Origin of the sequence: Micromonospora sp. NPDC005174, from assembly GCF_040608495.1 — a bacterium.
In the GTDB taxonomy this organism is placed as follows: Bacteria; Actinomycetota; Actinomycetes; order Mycobacteriales; family Micromonosporaceae; genus Micromonospora.
The window spans coordinates 23,470-41,011 of sequence record NZ_JBEXIJ010000037.1; the positions used below are offsets into that span (position 1 = coordinate 23,470).

The window sequence follows — 17,542 nt, forward strand, 5'->3', positions numbered from 1 at the left end:
CGGGTCGGTCGGCCGGTGCATGATCGCGCGAAAACGGGCGCTGGCGCGAGCGCTACTGGCGGGTAATGATGCGTCCATGCGGTACGACGTGGTCGTCATCGGGTCCGGCTTCGGCGGTGGTGTCACCGCGCTGCGGCTCGCGGAGAAGGGCTACTCGGTCGGTGTCGTCGAGGCCGGCCGCCGTTTCGCCGACGACGAGTTCCCGCAGACCTCGTGGCGCCTGCGCCGGTTCCTCTGGGCACCGAAGTTGGGCTGCTACGGCATCCAGCGGCTCACCCTGCTCCGCGGGACCGCCGGCCGGTCCGGCGGCGTGCTGGTGCTCTCCGGGGCCGGAGTGGGCGGCGGGTCGCTGGTCTACGCGAACACCCTCTACGAGCCGCTGGACGCCTTCTACACCGATCCGCAGTGGCGCGACGTCACCGACTGGCGTGACGAGTTGGCCCGCCACTACGACCAGGCGAAACGGATGCTCGGCGTCACCACGTACCCGATCCAGACGGGCGCGGACCGCGCCATGCGGGCGGTGGCCGACCGGATGGGGGTGGGGCACACCTTCCGCGCCACCCCGGTCGGTGTGCACATCGGCCGTCCGGGCCAGCGCGTCGCCGACCCCTACTTCGGCGGTGTCGGCCCGGAGCGCACCGGTTGCCTGCACTGTGGCTCGTGCATGACCGGGTGCCGACACGGGGCCAAGAACACGTTGGCCAAGAACTACCTCTGGCTCGCCGAGCGGCTGGGTGCCACCGTGCACCCGCTGACCACGGTGACGGCCGTCCGTCCGGCCACCGGCGGTGGATACGAGGTGCACACCGAGCGCACCGGCGCGTGGTTGCGCCGACGGCGGCAGGTGATCCACGCCGACCAGGTGGTCTTCGCGGCCGGCGCGCTGGGCACCCAGCGGCTGCTGCACGAGATGAAGGCCACCGGTGCGCTGCCGCGCCTGTCGGATCGGCTGGGCGCGCTGACCCGGACCAACTCGGAGGCGATCCTCGGCGCGTCGATGCCCCGGCAGCGGGCCCGGCAGCAGCGGACCGACTTCACCGAGGGCGTGGCGATCACCAGCTCGTTCCACCCCGACCCGCAGACCCACATCGAGCCGGTCCGCTACGGCCGCGGCTCCAACGCGATGGGTCTGCTCCAGTCGTTGCTTGTCGACGGGGGTCCGCACCGGGTCCGGCGGTGGCTGGGCAGCATCGTCCGGCAGCCGCGGCTGGCCGCCCGGATGCTGTCGGTGCGTGGCTGGTCGGAGCGGACGGTGATCGCCCTGGTGATGCAGTCGGTGGACAACTCGCTGACCACCCGCTGGCGGCGCGGCCTGTGGGGTCGGCGGTTGGTCGCCGGGCCGGGTCACGGCATGCCGAGCCCGACGTGGATCCCGGCCGGCAACACCGCCACCCGGCTGCTCGCCGAGGAGATCGGCGGTACGCCCGGCGGCTCGCTCACCGAGCCGTTCGACATCCCGGTCACCGCGCACATCCTGGGCGGGGCGGTGATCGGCGCCACTCCGGCCGACGGCGTGGTCGACCCCTGGCACCGGGTGTACGGCCATCCGGGGCTGCACGTGGTCGACGGCGCGGCCGTGTCGGCGAACCTGGGCGTGAACCCGTCCCTGACGATCACCGCACAGGCCGAACGGGCGATGTCCTTCTGGCCCAACAAGGGTGCCCAGGACCCCCGCCCATCCCTGGGCACCCCGTACCGCCGGGTAGCCCCCGTACCCCCGGACAAGCCGGCGGTACCCGCGGACGCCCCGGCCGCGCTACGCCCCTGACAGGGGCCGGCGGAGGATGTGGTTGACGCCGAAGACGGTGTCGCTGACCCGCACGTCGGTGTAACCGATCCGGTGGTAGAACCCGTGCCCGGTGTGGCTGGCGCCCGTCTCCATGAACGTGTGCCCCTCGGCCCGGGCCAGTTCCTCGACGTGCCGCATCAACCGGCGGCCGATGCCGCGGCCGTGCGCGTCCGGGTCGACGAACATGGTGTAGACCTTGTTGCCGTCGCGGGACACCGTGCCGACCGGGCGTCCGTGGTGTTCGGCGACGTAGATCCGCCGCTCGGCACTGAGTTCGCGGAACCGGTCGGCGGTGAAGTGGTCGCACATCCGGTCGATCAGCTCGGCCGGGTAGTCGCGGCTGTTCACCTCCCGCAGGCAGCGGACGACCAGGGCCGACAGCGCCTCGCCGTCCGTGGGGCGGAAGTCCCGGACGGTCACCTCGGTCATCGGCACGCCTCCGTCCGATTTGCTTGGGGATCGTCGCGCACCGTATCGAGATGCGGAACGCCGGCGACGCCCTGCCGGACATATCAGGGCATACCACCAACGGTGCCGCCGCCGCGCCGAGTGCGTGGGGCGCGGCTCGGGTCGGGGGTGACTGTCGGTAGGCTTTGTGCACATGAGCCTGCCTCGCCCTGTCCTCGTGGTGGACTTCGGAGCCCAGTACGCCCAGCTCATCGCGCGCCGGGTCCGCGAGGCGAAGGTCTACTCCGAGATCGTGCCGCACTCGATGCCGGTCGCCGAGATGCTGGCGAAGAACCCGGCCGCGATCATCCTCTCCGGCGGTCCGGCCAGCGTGTACGCGCCGGACGCCCCGCAGATCGACGCCGGCCTGTTCACGTCCGACGTGCCGGTCTTCGGCATCTGCTACGGCTTCCAGGCGATGGCCCAGGCGCTCGGTGGCACCGTCGCGCGGACGGGCAACCGCGAGTACGGCGGCACGCCGCTGCGTCCCCGCCTCACCGAGCCGGGCGTGCTGCTGCGTGACCTGCCGGCGGACCTGCCGGTCTGGATGAGCCACGGTGACTGCGTCACCGAGGCGCCCGAGGGCTTCACGGTGACCGCCGAGTCGGCGGGCGCTCCCGTGGCGGCCTTCGAGGACGTGGCCGGCCGTCGGGCCGGCGTCCAGTTCCACCCGGAGGTCGGGCACACCGCGCACGGCCAGGAGATGCTGACCCGCTTCCTCTACGACATCGCCGGCATCGAGCCGACCTGGACGCCCGAGAACATCATCGACGAGCAGGTCGCCCTGATCCGGGCGCAGGTCGGCGACAAGGAGGTCATCTGCGGCCTCTCCGGCGGGGTGGACTCGGCGGTCGCCGCCGCGCTGGTGCACCGTGCGGTCGGTGACCAGCTCACCTGCGTCTTCGTCGACCACGGCCTGCTGCGCGCCGGTGAGGCCGAGCAGGTCGAGAAGGACTACGTCGCCGCCACGGGCATCAAGCTGAAGGTGGTCGACGCGGCGGAGCGGTTCCTCGGCGCGCTGGCCGGGGTGACCGATCCCGAGCAGAAGCGCAAGATCATCGGTCGGGAGTTCATCCGGGTCTTCGAGGCCGCCGCCCGCGAGATCGCCTCGCACGGTGACGTGGAGTTCCTCGTCCAGGGCACCCTCTACCCGGACGTGGTCGAGTCCGGCGGCGGCACCGGCACCGCCAACATCAAGAGCCACCACAACGTCGGCGGCCTGCCGGAGGACCTGAAGTTCGCGCTCGTCGAGCCGCTGCGCACGCTCTTCAAGGACGAGGTCCGCGCGCTCGGCCTCCAGCTCGGCCTGCCCGAGGCGATGGTCTGGCGGCACCCGTTCCCCGGTCCCGGTCTGGCCATCCGGATCATCGGCGCCGTCGACCGGGACCGCCTCGACCTGCTGCGTCAGGCCGACCTGATCGCCCGCGAGGAGCTGACGGCCGCCGGCCTGGACCGGGGCGTCTGGCAGTTCCCCGTGGTGCTGCTCGCCGACGTGCGCAGCGTCGGCGTGCAGGGTGACGGGCGCAGCTACGGGCATCCCGTGGTGCTGCGTCCGGTCTCCAGCGAGGACGCGATGACCGCCGACTGGTCGCGGTTGCCCTACGAGGTGGTTGCGCGGATCTCCACCCGGATCACCAACGAGGTCGCCGAGGTCAACCGGGTGGTGCTGGACGTGACCAGCAAGCCGCCGGGCACCATCGAGTGGGAGTGAGCCGTCCTCACGCCGCCGGCGGGGTCGTCGGCGGGTAGGGCGGCGTCGGGGCGTACCCCGGCTGTGGACCGCCGGGCGCGGACCCGGCGGTGGGCGCGGCGCCCGCCGGGTGCGGCCAGGCGGGCGCGCCGGTGGGCTCCTCGGGCATCAGGAACCACATGATCGGGTACGCGAGCAGGGCGAGTCCGCCGGTGAGCAGGCCGGTGACGGCGAAGGTCACGCGGACCAGTGTGGGATCGACGTCGAAGTAGCGGCCGAGGCCGCTGGCGACCCCCGCCACCATACGGTCGGTGATGGGTCGCCGGAGCTGCTTGTACGGGGCGTGGGAAGCGGCGGTAGGTGTCATGTCTCCACGGTCCGCGCCGGGGCCCGCTCTGCCCTCGGTGACCGCCCGGATGCCTACCCTGATCGATCCCTGAGCGGGAAGCCGGGAGTCAGGAATCCGACTCTTTTCCGTTCCGGTAACGCGGCCCGGGGAGAATTTGGACCCGTGACCACCATGCTGGAGCCGCTTCGCAGGATCGCGGCATACGCAGTTTGTGCTGATTCAGACGGCCGAGTGTTGCTGGTCCGCGCATCGGAGCGCTCCGGCACCCCCGGCACGTGGTCCCTGCCCGGCGGGGCGGTCGACCACGGCGAGGACCCCAACCACACAGTCGTCCGCGAGACCGCTGCCGAGACGGGGCTCTCGGTCGCCGTCCGCGGCCTGGCGGACGTGCTCGCCGACATGCGGGCCCTGCCCGAGCGCGGCATCACCATCCACACCGACCGGCTGATCTACCGCGTGACGGTGCGCGGCGGCACCCTCGCCGACCGGGCCGGCGAGCGCCCCACCGACCTCGCTCGCTGGTACACCCTGGACGAGGCGCGGCAGTTGCCGCTGCGCTCGTTCACCGCGCGCGCCCTCGGTCTGCCCGCCTCCTCGGCCGACGTGGTGCCCGACGAGGCTCCCGAGTTCCCCTCCTTCTACGCGGTCCCCGGCCCGGACGGGCTGCACCGCGCCCAGCGCTTCGCCGCGTACGCGGTGTGCACCGACCCGGCCGGCCGGGTGCTGCTCACCCGGATCTCCGACGGCTACCCGGGCGCCGGCTGCTGGCACCTGCCCGGCGGCGGCACCGACTACGGCGAGCAGCCCGGCGCGGCGCTCATCCGGGAACTGGTCGAGGAGACCGGCCAGGCGGGCCGCCTCGTCGAGCTGCTGGGTGTCGCGAGCCACCGTGACGCCGCCTCGCTGGGCCCGGAGGGTTACCCCATCGACTGGCACGGCGTACGCGCCTTCTACCGGGTGGTGGTCGACCAGCCCAACCCGCTGACCATCGCCGACGTGGGTGGCTCCACCTGCGAGGCCCGCTGGTTCGCCCGCGAAGAACTGGGCGCCCTCCCCACAGACCACCTCACCGAGGTGACAGCAGAAGCAGTCCAAGCAGCCCAACTAACCTGACCCCCCTCCCTCCCCCCTCTCCCCCCTCTCCCCCCTCTCCCCCCTCCACCGCATCCCCCCTGCACCGCGGTGATCATGAAGTTATTGTCAGGACACGCCGAGATGGACGGCAATAACTTCATGATCACCGGGCTGGGCCGGCGGGCTGGGCCGGCGGGGCGGGCCGGCGGGCCGGGCGGCGGGGGAGCGGGGGAGTGGGTGTGGGGGTTTTGGTGCGGCGGGTTGCTGTTTATGGGTTCTTCGAGCAGCTGGGGCGGTTCTTGGTCGTTCGGGGTGGTGGTGAGCGGGTCTGGTCGCTGCCTGGAGGGCTCGTCGCGCATGCGGAGCACCCTGAGCGGGCCGTGGTACGTACGGTCTCCGAGCAGACCGGGCTGACCGTCTCGGTGGACCGGTTGCGATCCGTCGTCGCGGACGTGGACGCCGACGCGGGTGACGGTGTGTCGATGCACACCGACCGGTTGCTCTTCGAGATGACCGTGCGCGGCGATGTGCCCGAGGTCACCGGCGGGGGCACGGTCGAGGGTCGCTGGGTCAGCCCCGAGGCCGCCACCGAGCTGCCGTTGACGCCGTTCAGCGCCGAACTGCTCGGCCTGCCGGTCGTCCCACTCCCGGCCGACGCGTATCCGTCCGTCGAGCCACTCCCGGCGTCGCATCCGGACCGGCGGTTGCGCTTCGGGGCGTACGGGCTGGTCACCGACCCGGCGGGGCGGATCCTGCTGACCCAGATCGCCGACGGCTACCCCGGGGCCGGCAAGTGGCACCTGCCCGGCGGCGGCACCGACCACGGCGAGCAGCCGACCGTCGGGCTGCTCCGGGAACTCGTCGAGGAGGGTGGTCAGGTGGGCCGCGTGGTGGAGTTGCTCGGCGTGGACAACCTGCACAACCCGGCCGCGCTCGGCCCGGAGGGTCGTCCGCTGGACTGGCACGGCGTCCGGGTGATCTATCGGGTGCTGGTGGACGTACCCACCGACGCGGTGGTGACGGAGTCCGCCGGTGGCTCGACCGCGCGGGCCGGCTGGTTCACCGCCGCCGATACCGCTGACCTGCCGCTGACCGGTATCGCTGCCTCGGCAATCGGACAGCTGGGTTCATAGCACTCGGCTCAGCGAGCCGAGTTGGCTACCCTCCGGTAGAGTCAGAGACGGGAATGGTGGAGGAAACGGGCGATGAAGCCCGGGATGGGAATAACAAGGCGGTTCGCGCGGTTTGCACCAGATAAGTACCGCCGGCAGCTATCGCCAAGCCATGTTCCCCTATGCGATGGTGTACTCCGCAAAACGGCTGCCGGGCCACGCACGGTCCGGCACGAGACAGCCGGACACCCGCCCTACGGCGGTAAGCCGATCCGGTGATGGAGGAAACGTGCCGAGAGCCCCATGGCGCCGGCGTCGTACGACTGACAGTCCGCGCCCCGCAGGGCGTCGCTGGGCGGGCCGGTTGCGCCGCAGCAGCACGTTCGCCCGCCAGGTGCTGCTGGTCCGGGTGGGTCGCCGTGACGGTGACCCTCGGGCCACCGACCTGACACTGACCGAGCACCGGTACGCCGACCGCCAGCGCCGTCGCTACGGCCTGGACCGGCTCAGCCGGCCGGGGGCTGTCACTCGCGCCGAGCTCGAGGCGGTCATGCCGGTCAGCCCGGCGCTGCCGATGGCGCACACCGACGAGGCCACCGCCGGATCGATCCCCCTGCTCCCCGGCGAGCGCACGATGGCCCGCCGGATGAAGTTCGCCGTCGTCAACGCCTGCACCCTGTCGAGCCTGATGCTCGGCATGCTGGCGATCTTCCTCGCGATGCAGGGTGAGGTGCGCATCGCCGCCCTCTGCCTGATCGCCTGCGTCATCTTCGACGGGCTCGACGGTGCGTTGGCGCGTCGACTGGGCGTCGCCAGCCCGTTCGGCGCCCAGATGGACTCGCTGGCCGACATGTGCTCGTTCGGTCTCGCCGCACCCGTGGTGGTCTACGCCTCGCTCGCCGGCTCCGTGTCGACGGCCGCGGCTGCGGTGGCGTGTGCACTGGTCGCGGCGTGTGCGGCGATCCGGCTGGCCCGCTTCAACGTCTCGCCGAAGGACGGTCGCTTCTTCTGCGGCGTCCCGACCACCATGGCCGCCGCCGTGCTCGCCCTCACCGTGGCGATCGGCCTGCCCGTGCCCGGTCTCGTGCTGGTGGCCGGTGTGGCACTGCTCGCCTTCGCGATGGTGTCCAGCTTCCCGTACGCCAAGCTGGCGCGCCTGGTGAAGCTGCCGCCGTGGCTCTGGCTCGCCCCGGTGGTCGGCGCGCTCGTCGACATCCGGCTCACGTTCGCCCTGATCGTGGTCGGCTACCTGGTGAGCGGGCCGGTGCTCTGGCTGCGCCAGCGTCGTACCGCCTGATCAGACACACGAAACGGGGCGCCGCGGACAGCGGCGCCCCGTTTTCGCATCCCGGTCTCAGCGCCAGCGGGCGATGACCGTGGAACCGCCGATCACCTTGTCGCCCGGCCCCACCAGCGGCTCCGCGGCGTCGGCCGGCAGGTAGACGTCGGTCCGCGAGCCGAACCGGATGAGCCCGAAACGCTCGCCCCTGGCCAGCAGCGCACCGATCGGCGCGCGCTGCACGATGCGGCGGGCGATCAGGCCGGTCCGCTGCGCGACCACCACCGTGCCGCGGCTGGTGTCCAGAACGGTGTACGCGGCGACGTTGTGCTCGGCGTCCGGCTTCATGGCGTTGACGAAGCCACCGTCGGCGACGAAGTAGTCGACCACCTTGCCGGCGACCGGAGCACGGTTGACGTGCACGTCCAGCACCGACAGGAAGACCGCCACGCGCAGCCATTCGCCGTCGCCGAAGCGCTCGTCGTACAGCCGCTGCACCGACAGGACCTTTCCGTCCGCGCTGGCCACCACGGCGTTCGGGTCCTCCGGCACGTCCCGCTGAGGATCACGGAAGAACGCGGCGACGGGGCCGGCCGCCAGCGCCGGCAGCAGCCACAGCTTGGACGACGGACGCGCCACCCGGGCCAGCGCCGCCAGACCCAACGTGATGCCGGCCGCAGCCACACCGTTCGAGTCGATGTGCATGCCTCTGGTCAGGGGCACGCTCGACGGCCGGTACGCCGGGGCCAGCCGGTCGGCCGCAGCCGGGCTGGCCGGCGTGAACCGCAACCGGTAGACCCGTACCGGCGGCGAGTTGCGCAGCACCAGGTCCCCGCCGACGCCGTACAGGGCGTCCTGGCGGGCCAGCTCGCCGGCAGCGCCGGTGGTCCGGCCCGGCGTGGCGGTGGTGGCGACGCTCAGCACCGCGCCGTCGGTGAGGTACTTCGACAGGCCTTGAATGCCGCTACGGGCCTCCTCGGCGGTGCCGGTGAACGCCTCGCCGGCGATGACCACCGCGGCGGCCTCGGCGTCGCCGAGCGAGTCGACCACGCGTACCCGGTCGGCGACCCACCGGCCCTGGGCGGTGACGTGCTCGCGGAGCGCGGCGGCGGTGGAGGACTCGGCGGGTGTCACGGTGAGCCGGTCGCCGGGGAGCAACGCCTCGATCGCCGCGGCCAGCACCGCGGACTCCGGGCTGGCGCCGACCAGCAGGGCGACCTTCGGGTCGTTCATCCGGGCCAGCTCGGCGACGAGCGTACGGGCGGCGCGCTCGCCGATGCGGACCGGACCGGACCGGCCGGTGGTACGCACGGCGGGGGACTGCGTCATGACGGGCGGGCTCCTGACGGGGTAGAGACGGGAATCGCGGCGGGGGCGCCATGGCGGAACGGGCCGGCCGGCGGAGGCGAGATCTCCACCAGCCAGCATATGCGCCTGCCCGCGCCGACCGCACCGCCGAACCCTCGCCGAGGGCGACGCGGGCCGACAGCCGGCTCAGGAACTCTCGCGCCGCCCCGTCCGCTCGTCGCCGACCCCCGGAGCGTCGTCACTGGCCGGATGCCCGCCGACCGTCGGATCGTCGTCACCGGCCGGAGCGTCGCCGACCGCCGGACCGGTTGCCCGCTTCGCGTCGGCCTGGGTGACCGGGTGGTCGACCTGGGCCGGCTCGGCGGGCTCGGCCGTGTCCGGCGGGGTCTCCGGCTCTGCCGGGGCGTGAGCCAGCCAGGCGGGGTGTACCACGTCCGCCGTGGGCGGCTCCGGGGTCCGCAGCTCGGCCGTGGGCGTCGCGTCGGGCGTGGGTTCGAACGTGGCCGGCTCGAACGTGACCGGCTCGAATGCGGCGGTCTGCGGCGTGCCGCGCTCGGCCGTGCCGGGCTCGGGTGTGACGCTGACCGGCTCGTGCGTGACCGTGGCGGCGTCCGTCGTACCCGGCTCGGCGATCTCGTTCGGCTCCGGGCGGCCTGAGCGGCCCGAACGCAACGCGCCGACCAGACCGAACACTCCGATCAGGATCAGCGCGCCGGCCAGGAACCAGCCGACCGGCGGCAGCGCGAGCCCGAGCAGTTGAGCGAGCAGCCACCAGGCCGACAGGGCCAGGAACAGCAGCCCGAATGCGAACGAGAGCAGGTCCGTACGGTGAGCCTTCACCGGGTCACCTCCAGGTTGCCGGCATTGACGTGGATGTACAGGCGCAGCTTTCCGCCGCCGGGGCCGTCCGCGCCCAGGTCGGTGGACTCCCGCAGCTTGCCGTCGATCCCGCCGGAGCGGTTGCCGAAGACAGTGGCGTCGCCGGCGTTGACGTCGGCCACCGTGGTGACGTCCACGTTGGGCGGTACGACGACAGTTGCCTGACCGAAGTTGATCGCCACTGTCACCTGGGTGTCCCGCTTCGTGAAGTCGATGCCCCGCAGGTCGAGGACGGCGTCACCGAAGCTGTTCTCGTACCGGTCGGCGAGGTCGCGGTAGTCGGTGGGCGCCCAGGTGACCGCGCCGTCGACGCCCCTGATCCGGTCGTAGGACTCGGCAACCGTCGCCGTGCCCAGTGCGGCGGCCGTCACCAGGCCCAGCGCGATCAACCAGCGTGCACGGCCGAACCAGGTGCCGACCAGCAGCCCCAGCCCGATGGTGGCCAGCGCGGCCGCGAAGTACGCCGAGGCGCTGACGTCGAAGACGTCCAGCAGGTCGAGCAGGGCGACCACGCCGAGCGCCAGGAAGATCAGCGAGAAGGTCACCGCGCCGAGCGGCGAACGCTCCCGGGGCCGCTTCGGCGGCTTCGGTGGCTTGGGCGGGGGGTACGCGGGCGGCGCTGGCGTGGCGTACGGGCCGTGTGGCGCGAACGGAGGGCGGTACCCGCCCGGTGTCGTCGTCCCCGGCTGGCTGACAGGGCCGGCCGCTGGCACGGCGGTCACCGGTGCCGAAGGCCAGCCGCTGGTGGGCGTAGCGAGGGTGGGCGCGCCGCTGCCCGGCCAGCCCTGCTCGGGCGCCGGCCAGCCGGTGCCCTGCGGTCCGGTCGTGACGCCGGCCGGCTGTGCGGACACCGGGCCTGCCCCGAACACCATCGCCGGCTGGGACACCGGCTCCGCGCCGACGGTCGGTTGCGCCATGGTGGCCGGCTGGCCGCCCTGGACTGACGCGTACGCGCTCTCCGGCGGGCCGCTGTACGACGGCGCGCCACCCGACAGCGGCGCGGTCGCCAGCGGACCGGCGGGTGGAACCGTGCCGTACGTCGGAGCCGGCCAGGCGACCGGGGGGACCGGGCCGGGTGGCGTGCCAGCCGGGGAGGGCGGCACCGGCCCGCCCGGGGGCTGTGGCCCACGGTTGTCCCGGTTGAGCAGCAACGCGCCGCCGATCAGGATGGCCGCGCCGAGCAGCACCGCCCGGAAGGCGTCGGTGACGATGTAGCCGAAGCTCGCGGCCACGAGGATGCCCAGGATGATCACGGTCACCGGGGACATGCTGGAGCGGCCCCGCCCCAGCATCGACTCCACCGGGGACGCCGTGTCGCCCTCGTTCGGGATGATCAGCCAGGCGGCGACGTACACCAGGATGCCGATACCGCCGAAGAACCCGAGCACCGCGAGGAGCACCCGCCACAGCACCGGATCGGTGTTGGTGGCCCGCCCGATCGCCGCGCAGACCCCGGCCAGGTAACGGCCGTCGCGGGGCCGGACCAGCCCGTACCGCGAGGTGAAGCCGGCACCGCCCAGCGGCGCGCCGGGCCCCGGAGGCGTACCCGCGCCGGGGCCGTGGCCCGTGCCGGTCGTACCCCCGCCTGGTGCGTAGCCCGTGCCGGCGGCGAAGCCGGCACCGGGCGCGTAGCCCGCGCTCGGCGGCTCGTACGCGCCGGACGTGGCGCCCGGCGGCGGCGCGGTCGGCGGGCCGAACGTGGTGGGCTCGGTCCAGCCGGCGGGCGTCGTGGGCGGTGCGGGCGGTACTGAACCGCCCGGCTGTGCCGACCCGGGGCGGGGCGGCGGGGCAGCTTCCTCGGTCATGTCTCGATCCTGCTGCCCACCTCGCCCGAACGACCTCAGGACCCGACCCTGACGCCACCCTGAGATCCGGGGGGCCGGAATGTCGGGGGCGTCCCCGTGGTCGTCGGACGCCGCAGCGTGTGACGATCGGATGTACCGCCCCGCGCCCAGCCCACCACCGTGACCAGGGAGCCTGCGATCAGCATCGTGACCCCACCTCCGCGCCTGTACCGGGCCCCCGAGCATCGGATGGCCGCCGGCGTCGCCGCCGGCATCGCCGACCACCTCGGCATCTCGGTGCTGCGCGTGCGAGTCGCGTTCATGGTGCTGCTCGGGCTGAGTGGGCTCGGACTGCTGCTGTACGCGGCGTTCTGGGCGGTGGTGCCGCTGCGGCCCGGTGACACCGCCGTGCCGCCCCGGCGGGATGTGGCCCAGCTCCTGCCGTTCGTCGGGATCGGGCTCGGTGTCCTGCTGATCCAGGTGATGGTCTTCGACTCGGTGGGCGCGGCGGGCACCGCCGGCTGGCTGGTGGCCATCATCGCGGTCGGCGCGGGCGTGATCTGGCACCAGTCGGCGCCCGAGCGGCGGCGGCGCTGGGGCGAGGCGATGCCGGTCCCGTGGCTCGGGGCGGTCGTCGAGGAGAGCGACCGGCGGGCCTTCGTACTCCGGTTCATCGGGGGCGGGGTGCTGGTCGCGGTCGGCATCATCGGTGTCGCGGCGGTCTACTCGCCGGCACAGAACTTCGACGCGGTGATCAACGGGGTGATCTTCGCGCTGGTCGGGTTGGCCGGGGTCGGAGTGGTCGCGGCACCGGTGCTCTGGCGGACGTACAACCAGCTCCGCGCGGAGCGCGAGGGCCGCATCCGGGAACAGGAGCGGGCCGAACTGGCCGCGATGGTGCACGACCAGGTGCTGCACACACTGGCGCTGATCCAGCGCAACGCCGGCGACGTCAAGACGGTGCAGCGGTTGGCGCGGGGGCAGGAGCGCTCGTTGCGCAACTGGCTCTACAAGCCCACGGCCTCGCCGAACGAACGTTTCGCCGCAGCCCTCGAGCAGGCCGCCGCCGAGGTCGAGGACACCTTCGCGATCACGGTGGAGGCGGTGGTGGTGGGGGACCGCGAGACCGACGAGAAGGTCGGCGCGCTGGTCGCCGCGGCGCGGGAGGCGCTGGTGAATGCGGCACGGCACGCCGGTGTGCAGACCGTGTCGCTCTACGCCGAGGTGGAGCCCGATCAGGTCAGCGTGTTCGTCCGGGACCGAGGGAAGGGCTTCGACCCGGATACGGTGGAGGACCACCGGCACGGCGTACGCGGTTCGATCATCGGACGGATGAAGCGGCACGGCGGACGGGCCGAAATCCGGTCCGGCCCGGGGGAGGGGACCGAGGTCCGGTTGATCCTGCCGATCTCCCGGGACTCGTCCGCGGCGGAGAGGAACAAATGACCATGGCCGAGCAGCCGACGGAACAGCCCGACCAGGCGGCCAGCCGCCCCGAACGCCTGCGGGTCTTCCTCGTGGACGACCACGCGATGTTCCGGGCCGGGGTACGTGCCGAGCTGGGCGCCCACGTCGAGGTGGTGGGCGAGGCGAGCACCGTGGCCGAGGCGGTCACCCGGATCGCCGTCACCGGGCCGGACGTGGTGCTGCTCGACGTCCACATGCCCGACGGCGGTGGCCGCGCGGTGCTGGAGGCGATGCGGCGCACTCATCCGCAGGTCAAGTTCCTGGCCCTGAGCGTCTCCGACGCGGCCGAGGACGTGATCGGGCTGATCCGGGCCGGCGCCCGGGGGTACGTCACCAAGACCATCTCTCCCGACGAGTTGGCCGCGGCGATCCGTCGGGTCGCCGACGGCGACGCCGTGTTCAGCCCTCGGCTGGCCGGGTTCGTGCTGGACGCGTTCGCGGCCCGACCGGACGCGCCGGTGGCCGACCCGGAGCTGGACCAGCTCACCAACCGTGAGCGGGAGGTGTTGCGCCTGCTCGCCCGGGGGTACGCGTACAAGGAGATCGCCAAGGAGCTGTTCATCTCCATCAAGACGGTGGAGACGCACGTGTCGAACGTGCTGCGCAAGCTCCAGATGTCCAACCGGTACGAACTCTCCCGCTGGGCGGCGGACCGCCGGCTCGTGTGATCAATTCCTCTGTGCCGGCATTTCGGGCAGATGCCACGGATGTTACGGGGCGGGGCTGACAAAAGATCAACCGTGGTTCCATACTGCCCCGGTCCCGTTTCCGCGCGTGGGTCTCGCATCCCGCGGAGACGGCGGCTCACGAGCGTGCCCGCGATGGCGGGTCACCCATGGGGAAGAGGTACCACTTCTGATGTTCGGACAACGAGGACGACACTGGGCGCGGGTCGCCCTGGCGGCCGTCGCCGGCGGCGCCCTGGCGCTCGGCGTGGCGGGTGCCGCCGCCGCCGCTCCGGCCACCGGTGTGGCCAAGATGGTCGACGGCAGCGAGGTCGTCCTGAAGCTCGACGGCACGACGCGCCCCACGGCTGCGCTCGCCCTGAAGATCGACGGCAAGCTGGTGCCGGCGTTCTGCATCGACTACCGCACGAGCGTGAAGCTCGACGGCAAGTACGAGGAGGGCACCTGGGACGAGTCCGAGGTGAAGAACCTCGGCAAGGTGCAGTGGGTGCTCACCCACGGCTACCCGAACGCCGACTCCACCAAGCTCCTCGCCGCCGCGGGCGTGACCACCAAGATCGGCAAGAAGCAGCTCGACAACCTGCTCTACTTCGGCACCCAGACCGCGATCTGGCACTTCAGCGACGGCATCGAGCTGGGCGCCTGGGAGAAGGGCCTGCAGCCCCCCAACCAGTACGAGGTGATCACGAAGGTTCGTGACTACCTCGTCAACAACGCCACCGACCAGCCGGAGCCGCGTGCCGAGCTGTCCGTCAGCCCGGCCAGCGCCACCGCGACGGTCGGCGGCAAGGCCGGCCCGTTCACGGTGCGGGGCCCGGCGGGCGTCATCACCGTCGCCACCACCGGCGGCACCGCCGTCGACGCCGAGGGCAAGCCGGTCACCACGACCACCAACGGCGGGCAGTTCTGGCTGGCCGCCGAGGCCGCCGGCACGGTCGACGTGACCCTGACCGCCCAGGACTCGGTCTCCTTCGGCCGGGTGTTCCTGTTCACCGGTGCCAAGAAGGCGCAGAAGCTGATCCTCGGTGGCAGCACCGGCGCCACCATCACCACGCGGGTCTCGGCCAGCTTCACCGCCGTCCCCACGACGCCGCCGGCCACCCCGCCGGCCACCCCGTCGGCGACCCCGAGCGCGTCGCCGTCGCCGTCCACCCCGGAAGCCACCCCGTCGGAGTCGGCGCAGCCGGCCAGCCCGGCCCCGTCCACTTCGCCGGCGAGCAACGGTGGCGGTCTGCCGCTGACCGGTTCGCCGATCGCGGCGGCGGCGACCGCCGGTCTGCTGCTGCTCGCCGCGGGCGCGGTGACCGTCCTGGTGGTGCGTCGCCGCAAGGTCCGCTTCACCGCCTGATCCATCCCCGCCACACCATCGGCCCCGGTACCGCTCGCGCGGTGCCGGGGCCGATGTCGTCGCGGCACCACGATGATCAGAGAGCCGTCCGCGACACCCTCGTCCACCCAGCCGGTGCTGGTGCCCGTGCAGCGGACGCGGACATCGTCCGGACGGGCAAAGAACGGTGAGCGCACGACCGGCTACGGGACGGGCGATCTTGGTCTTGGGGTGGCGCGCAGAAACCGGATCTGAGCGCTGCTCAGGTCTCCCAGCAGGTCATGTACGCCGAGGTGTCGAGTCTCCGCGCGACCGTTTTATGATCATTTTTCAAGTATCGACATCATGGCGGGCAACTAACGGCTTGATAACGGCACCTTCACGGAAGAGGCCAGTGGGTGTCACAGTGGCAGCACCTCACCCTTGGTGTGTGGCACTCCGTACGGCCGACGACCATGATCTCCGCTGTTTCCCGGCGGGTTCGTGGTCGCGACGCCTGCGTAGGGTCGTGCCCCGTCGGGTGGGGAGCCCGGCGGATCGGAACATCAGGGGTGTCCCCAACTTCCCTGTGGTCCCGGCGACCTCTGCCCCGGGGTAGCCGGGCGGTGTCACCCCCAAACGTGCGTGAAACCCACGACGGAACCAGGTTAGAAAGAGGAGGCCCCTCGGAATGAGAGTCTCGAAGCGGGCGACGAGCGCGATCGCGCTCAGCGCGGCTGCCGCGCTTGTCGCGAGCGGTTGCTCGAGCGGTGACGGTGACGGCGACGCTGCCGCCAGCAAGGATGGCGCCATCGTCATCCACGGCGTCCAGCCGGAGAACCCGCTGGTTCCGTCGAACACCACGGAGACCGGCGGTGGCAAGGTCATCGACTGGCTGTTCACCGGCCTGGTCGAGTACCCGAATGACGGTGGGGCCCCGCGCAACGCGCTGGCCGAGTCCATCGACACCAAGGACTCCAAGGTCTTCACGATCAAGATCAAGAAGGGTACCAAGTTCCACGACGGTACCGAGGTGAAGGCGAAGAACTTCGTCGACGCCTGGAACTGGGCCGCGTACTCGCCGAACGGCGCGCAGAACGGCTCCTTCTTCGCGGACATCGCGGGCTTCGACAAGACCTACACCGAGGACCCGGACGGCGCGGACGGCCCGCAGAAGGCCCCGACCCCGACGGCCAAGGAGCTCTCCGGCCTGAAGGTCGTCGACGACCAGACCTTCGAGGTCACCCTCGCCGCCCCGACCGCGGTCTTCCCGACCAAGCTCGGCTACAGCGCCTTCATGCCGCTGCCGGACGCGTTCTTCACCATGAAGCCCGAGGAGTTCGGCAAGAAGCCGATCGGCAACGGCCCGGTGAAGTTCGTCTCGTGGCAGGACAACGTCCTCATCAAGCTCACGCGGTTCGACGACTACGCCCTGCGTGACAAGATGAAGATCAAGGACGTCGACGTCAAGCTGTACCAGGACGAGACGGCCGCGTACGCCGACCTGCTGGCCAACAACCTCGACTTCATGGAGGTTGTCCCCACCTCGGCGCTCGCCGGTGACAAGTGGAAGACGGACCTCGGCGACCGGGGCCTGAACACGGTCACCCCGTCGACCGCGTTCATCGCGTTCCCGATCTACGACAAGCGCTTCCAGAACGCCAAGCTGCGTCGCGCGGTGTCGCTGTCGATCAACCGGCAGGAGATCTCGGACAAGATCTTCTTCGGTACCCGCAAGCCGGCCGACAGCTGGGCGAACCCGCTGACCCCGGGCGCCAAGCCGGGCAACTGCACCGCCTGCAAGTTCGACCCGACCACGGCCAAGCAGCTGCTGACCGAGGCCGGCGGCTTCACCGGTGAGATGGTCTTCTACTACAACGCCGACTCCAGCCACAAGGACTGGATGGACGCCGTTGCGCAGCAGGTCAAGACCAACCTCGGCATCAACGCTCGCGCCGAGGGCATCCCGACCTTCGCGGTCTTCCGGCAGAACATCAACGCCCACAAGATGACCGGCCCGTACCGTGCCGCCTGGCAGCAGGACTACCCGGACGTCGAGAACTGGGTCAACCCGCTCTACGTCAAGGGTGGCTCCTCCAACGACGGCCTCTACAGCAACCCGCAGGTCGACACCCTGGCCAAGCAGGCCAGCGCCGCGCCGAGCCTGGAGGCCTCGCACGAGGCGTTCGCCAAGGCCGTCGAGGTTGTCGACCAGGACGTCCCGAGCATCCCGATCTACTTCTACGGCCAGCAGTCCGGCCACTCGGAGAAGATCAAGAAGCTCGAGCTGAACAACGTCGGCGAACTCGACATCACCTCGGTCGAGCTCTGATCCGTACGGTCTGACCCCGGGTCGGGCTCGCCACATC

General features: G+C 71.8%; 13 protein-coding genes and 1 pseudogene. 9 read left to right on the forward strand and 5 right to left on the reverse strand.

From position 1 onward, the window contains the following. Positions 1-76: 76 nt before the first annotated feature. A complete protein-coding gene (locus ABZU91_RS28635) occupies positions 77-1,771 on the forward strand; it encodes a GMC family oxidoreductase (RefSeq protein WP_355246978.1) in 1,695 nt (564 codons plus the stop codon). Here ABZU91_RS28635 and ABZU91_RS28640 read toward each other — a convergent pair. After that, positions 1,760-2,221 (reverse strand): GNAT family N-acetyltransferase, encoded by a 462-nt coding sequence (locus tag ABZU91_RS28640; protein ID WP_355246981.1) that lies wholly within the window; start codon positions 2,219-2,221, stop codon positions 1,760-1,762. The genes ABZU91_RS28635 and ABZU91_RS28640 overlap by 12 nt on opposite strands. A 172-nt stretch (positions 2,222-2,393) precedes the next feature. Between ABZU91_RS28640 and guaA the strand changes: the two genes are divergently transcribed. Further along, the gene (gene guaA, locus ABZU91_RS28645) at positions 2,394-3,950 is read left to right on the forward strand and encodes a glutamine-hydrolyzing GMP synthase (protein ID WP_355246984.1); all 1,557 of its coding nucleotides are present in this window, start codon (positions 2,394-2,396) and stop codon (positions 3,948-3,950) included. Positions 3,951-3,957: 7 nt separating this feature from the next. On the opposite strand, the gene ABZU91_RS28650 is transcribed toward guaA, so the two are convergent. Further along, the gene (locus ABZU91_RS28650; RefSeq protein ID WP_355246987.1) at positions 3,958-4,296 is read right to left on the reverse strand and encodes a PspC domain-containing protein; all 339 of its coding nucleotides are present in this window, start codon (positions 4,294-4,296) and stop codon (positions 3,958-3,960) included. Between the two features lie 144 nt (positions 4,297-4,440). Here ABZU91_RS28650 and ABZU91_RS28655 point away from each other — a divergent pair, with 144 nt between their 5' ends. From ABZU91_RS28655 to ABZU91_RS28665, 3 genes are all read left to right on the forward strand, one after another. Next, entirely contained in the window at positions 4,441-5,391 is a 951-nt protein-coding gene (locus ABZU91_RS28655) for an NUDIX domain-containing protein (RefSeq protein ID WP_355246989.1), read from the forward strand. Between the two features lie 248 nt (positions 5,392-5,639). Further along, a complete protein-coding gene (locus ABZU91_RS28660; protein WP_355247071.1) occupies positions 5,640-6,485 on the forward strand; it encodes an NUDIX domain-containing protein in 846 nt (281 codons plus the stop codon). Between the two features lie 343 nt (positions 6,486-6,828). Then, entirely contained in the window at positions 6,829-7,761 is a 933-nt protein-coding gene (locus tag ABZU91_RS28665; RefSeq protein ID WP_355247074.1) for a CDP-alcohol phosphatidyltransferase family protein, read from the forward strand. Between the two features lie 57 nt (positions 7,762-7,818). Here the strand turns inward: ABZU91_RS28665 and ABZU91_RS28670 are convergent, their stop codons facing one another. From ABZU91_RS28670 to ABZU91_RS28680, 3 genes and pseudogenes are all read right to left on the reverse strand, one after another. Next, complete coding sequence (locus ABZU91_RS28670; protein ID WP_355246992.1) at positions 7,819-9,072, reverse strand: phosphatidylserine decarboxylase; 1,254 nt, start codon at positions 9,070-9,072, stop codon at positions 7,819-7,821. A 624-nt stretch (positions 9,073-9,696) separates the two neighbouring features. Continuing rightward, positions 9,697-9,891, reverse strand: a pseudogene (locus ABZU91_RS28675) (hypothetical protein); the annotation flags it as partial. Next, positions 9,888-11,735 carry a PspC domain-containing protein gene (locus ABZU91_RS28680; RefSeq protein WP_355246994.1) on the reverse strand — a complete coding sequence of 616 codons (1,848 nt, stop codon included), beginning with the start codon at positions 11,733-11,735 and terminating at the stop codon, positions 9,888-9,890. The gene ABZU91_RS28680 and the pseudogene ABZU91_RS28675, both read right to left, overlap by 4 nt. A gap of 159 nt (positions 11,736-11,894) precedes the next feature. Between ABZU91_RS28680 and ABZU91_RS28685 the strand changes: the two genes are divergently transcribed. The 4 genes from ABZU91_RS28685 (at position 11,895) to ABZU91_RS28700 (ending at position 17,505) form a co-directional block, all read left to right on the forward strand. Further along, a complete protein-coding gene (locus ABZU91_RS28685; RefSeq protein WP_355246997.1) occupies positions 11,895-13,160 on the forward strand; it encodes a PspC domain-containing protein in 1,266 nt (421 codons plus the stop codon). A gap of 2 nt (positions 13,161-13,162) precedes the next feature. Beyond that, positions 13,163-13,849 (forward strand): response regulator transcription factor, encoded by a 687-nt coding sequence (locus tag ABZU91_RS28690; RefSeq protein ID WP_355247000.1) that lies wholly within the window; start codon positions 13,163-13,165, stop codon positions 13,847-13,849. 190 nt (positions 13,850-14,039) lie between these two features. After that, on the forward strand, positions 14,040-15,215 hold the full coding sequence (locus ABZU91_RS28695; protein WP_355247003.1) for a thioester domain-containing protein: 1,176 nt from the start codon (positions 14,040-14,042) through the stop codon (positions 15,213-15,215). A gap of 649 nt (positions 15,216-15,864) precedes the next feature. Continuing rightward, complete coding sequence (locus ABZU91_RS28700; RefSeq protein WP_355247006.1) at positions 15,865-17,505, forward strand: ABC transporter substrate-binding protein; 1,641 nt, start codon at positions 15,865-15,867, stop codon at positions 17,503-17,505. The last annotated feature ends 37 nt before the right edge of the window (positions 17,506-17,542 follow it).

Excerpts from the sequence above, each read along its gene's own strand:
- ABZU91_RS28700 (WP_355247006.1), top strand. The coding sequence starts at position 15,865 with ATGAGAGTCTCGAAGCGGGCGACGAGCGCGATCGCGCTCAGCGCGGCT.
- ABZU91_RS28650 (WP_355246987.1), bottom strand. The coding sequence starts at position 4,296 with ATGACACCTACCGCCGCTTCCCACGCCCCGTACAAGCAGCTCCGGCGA.
- guaA (WP_355246984.1), top strand. The coding sequence starts at position 2,394 with ATGAGCCTGCCTCGCCCTGTCCTCGTGGTGGACTTCGGAGCCCAGTAC.
- ABZU91_RS28640 (WP_355246981.1), bottom strand. The coding sequence starts at position 2,221 with ATGACCGAGGTGACCGTCCGGGACTTCCGCCCCACGGACGGCGAGGCG.
- ABZU91_RS28670 (WP_355246992.1), bottom strand. The coding sequence starts at position 9,072 with ATGACGCAGTCCCCCGCCGTGCGTACCACCGGCCGGTCCGGTCCGGTC.
- ABZU91_RS28680 (WP_355246994.1), bottom strand. The coding sequence starts at position 11,735 with ATGACCGAGGAAGCTGCCCCGCCGCCCCGCCCCGGGTCGGCACAGCCG.
- ABZU91_RS28695 (WP_355247003.1), top strand. The coding sequence starts at position 14,040 with ATGTTCGGACAACGAGGACGACACTGGGCGCGGGTCGCCCTGGCGGCC.
- ABZU91_RS28635 (WP_355246978.1), top strand. The coding sequence starts at position 77 with ATGCGGTACGACGTGGTCGTCATCGGGTCCGGCTTCGGCGGTGGTGTC.
- ABZU91_RS28690 (WP_355247000.1), top strand. The coding sequence starts at position 13,163 with ATGGCCGAGCAGCCGACGGAACAGCCCGACCAGGCGGCCAGCCGCCCC.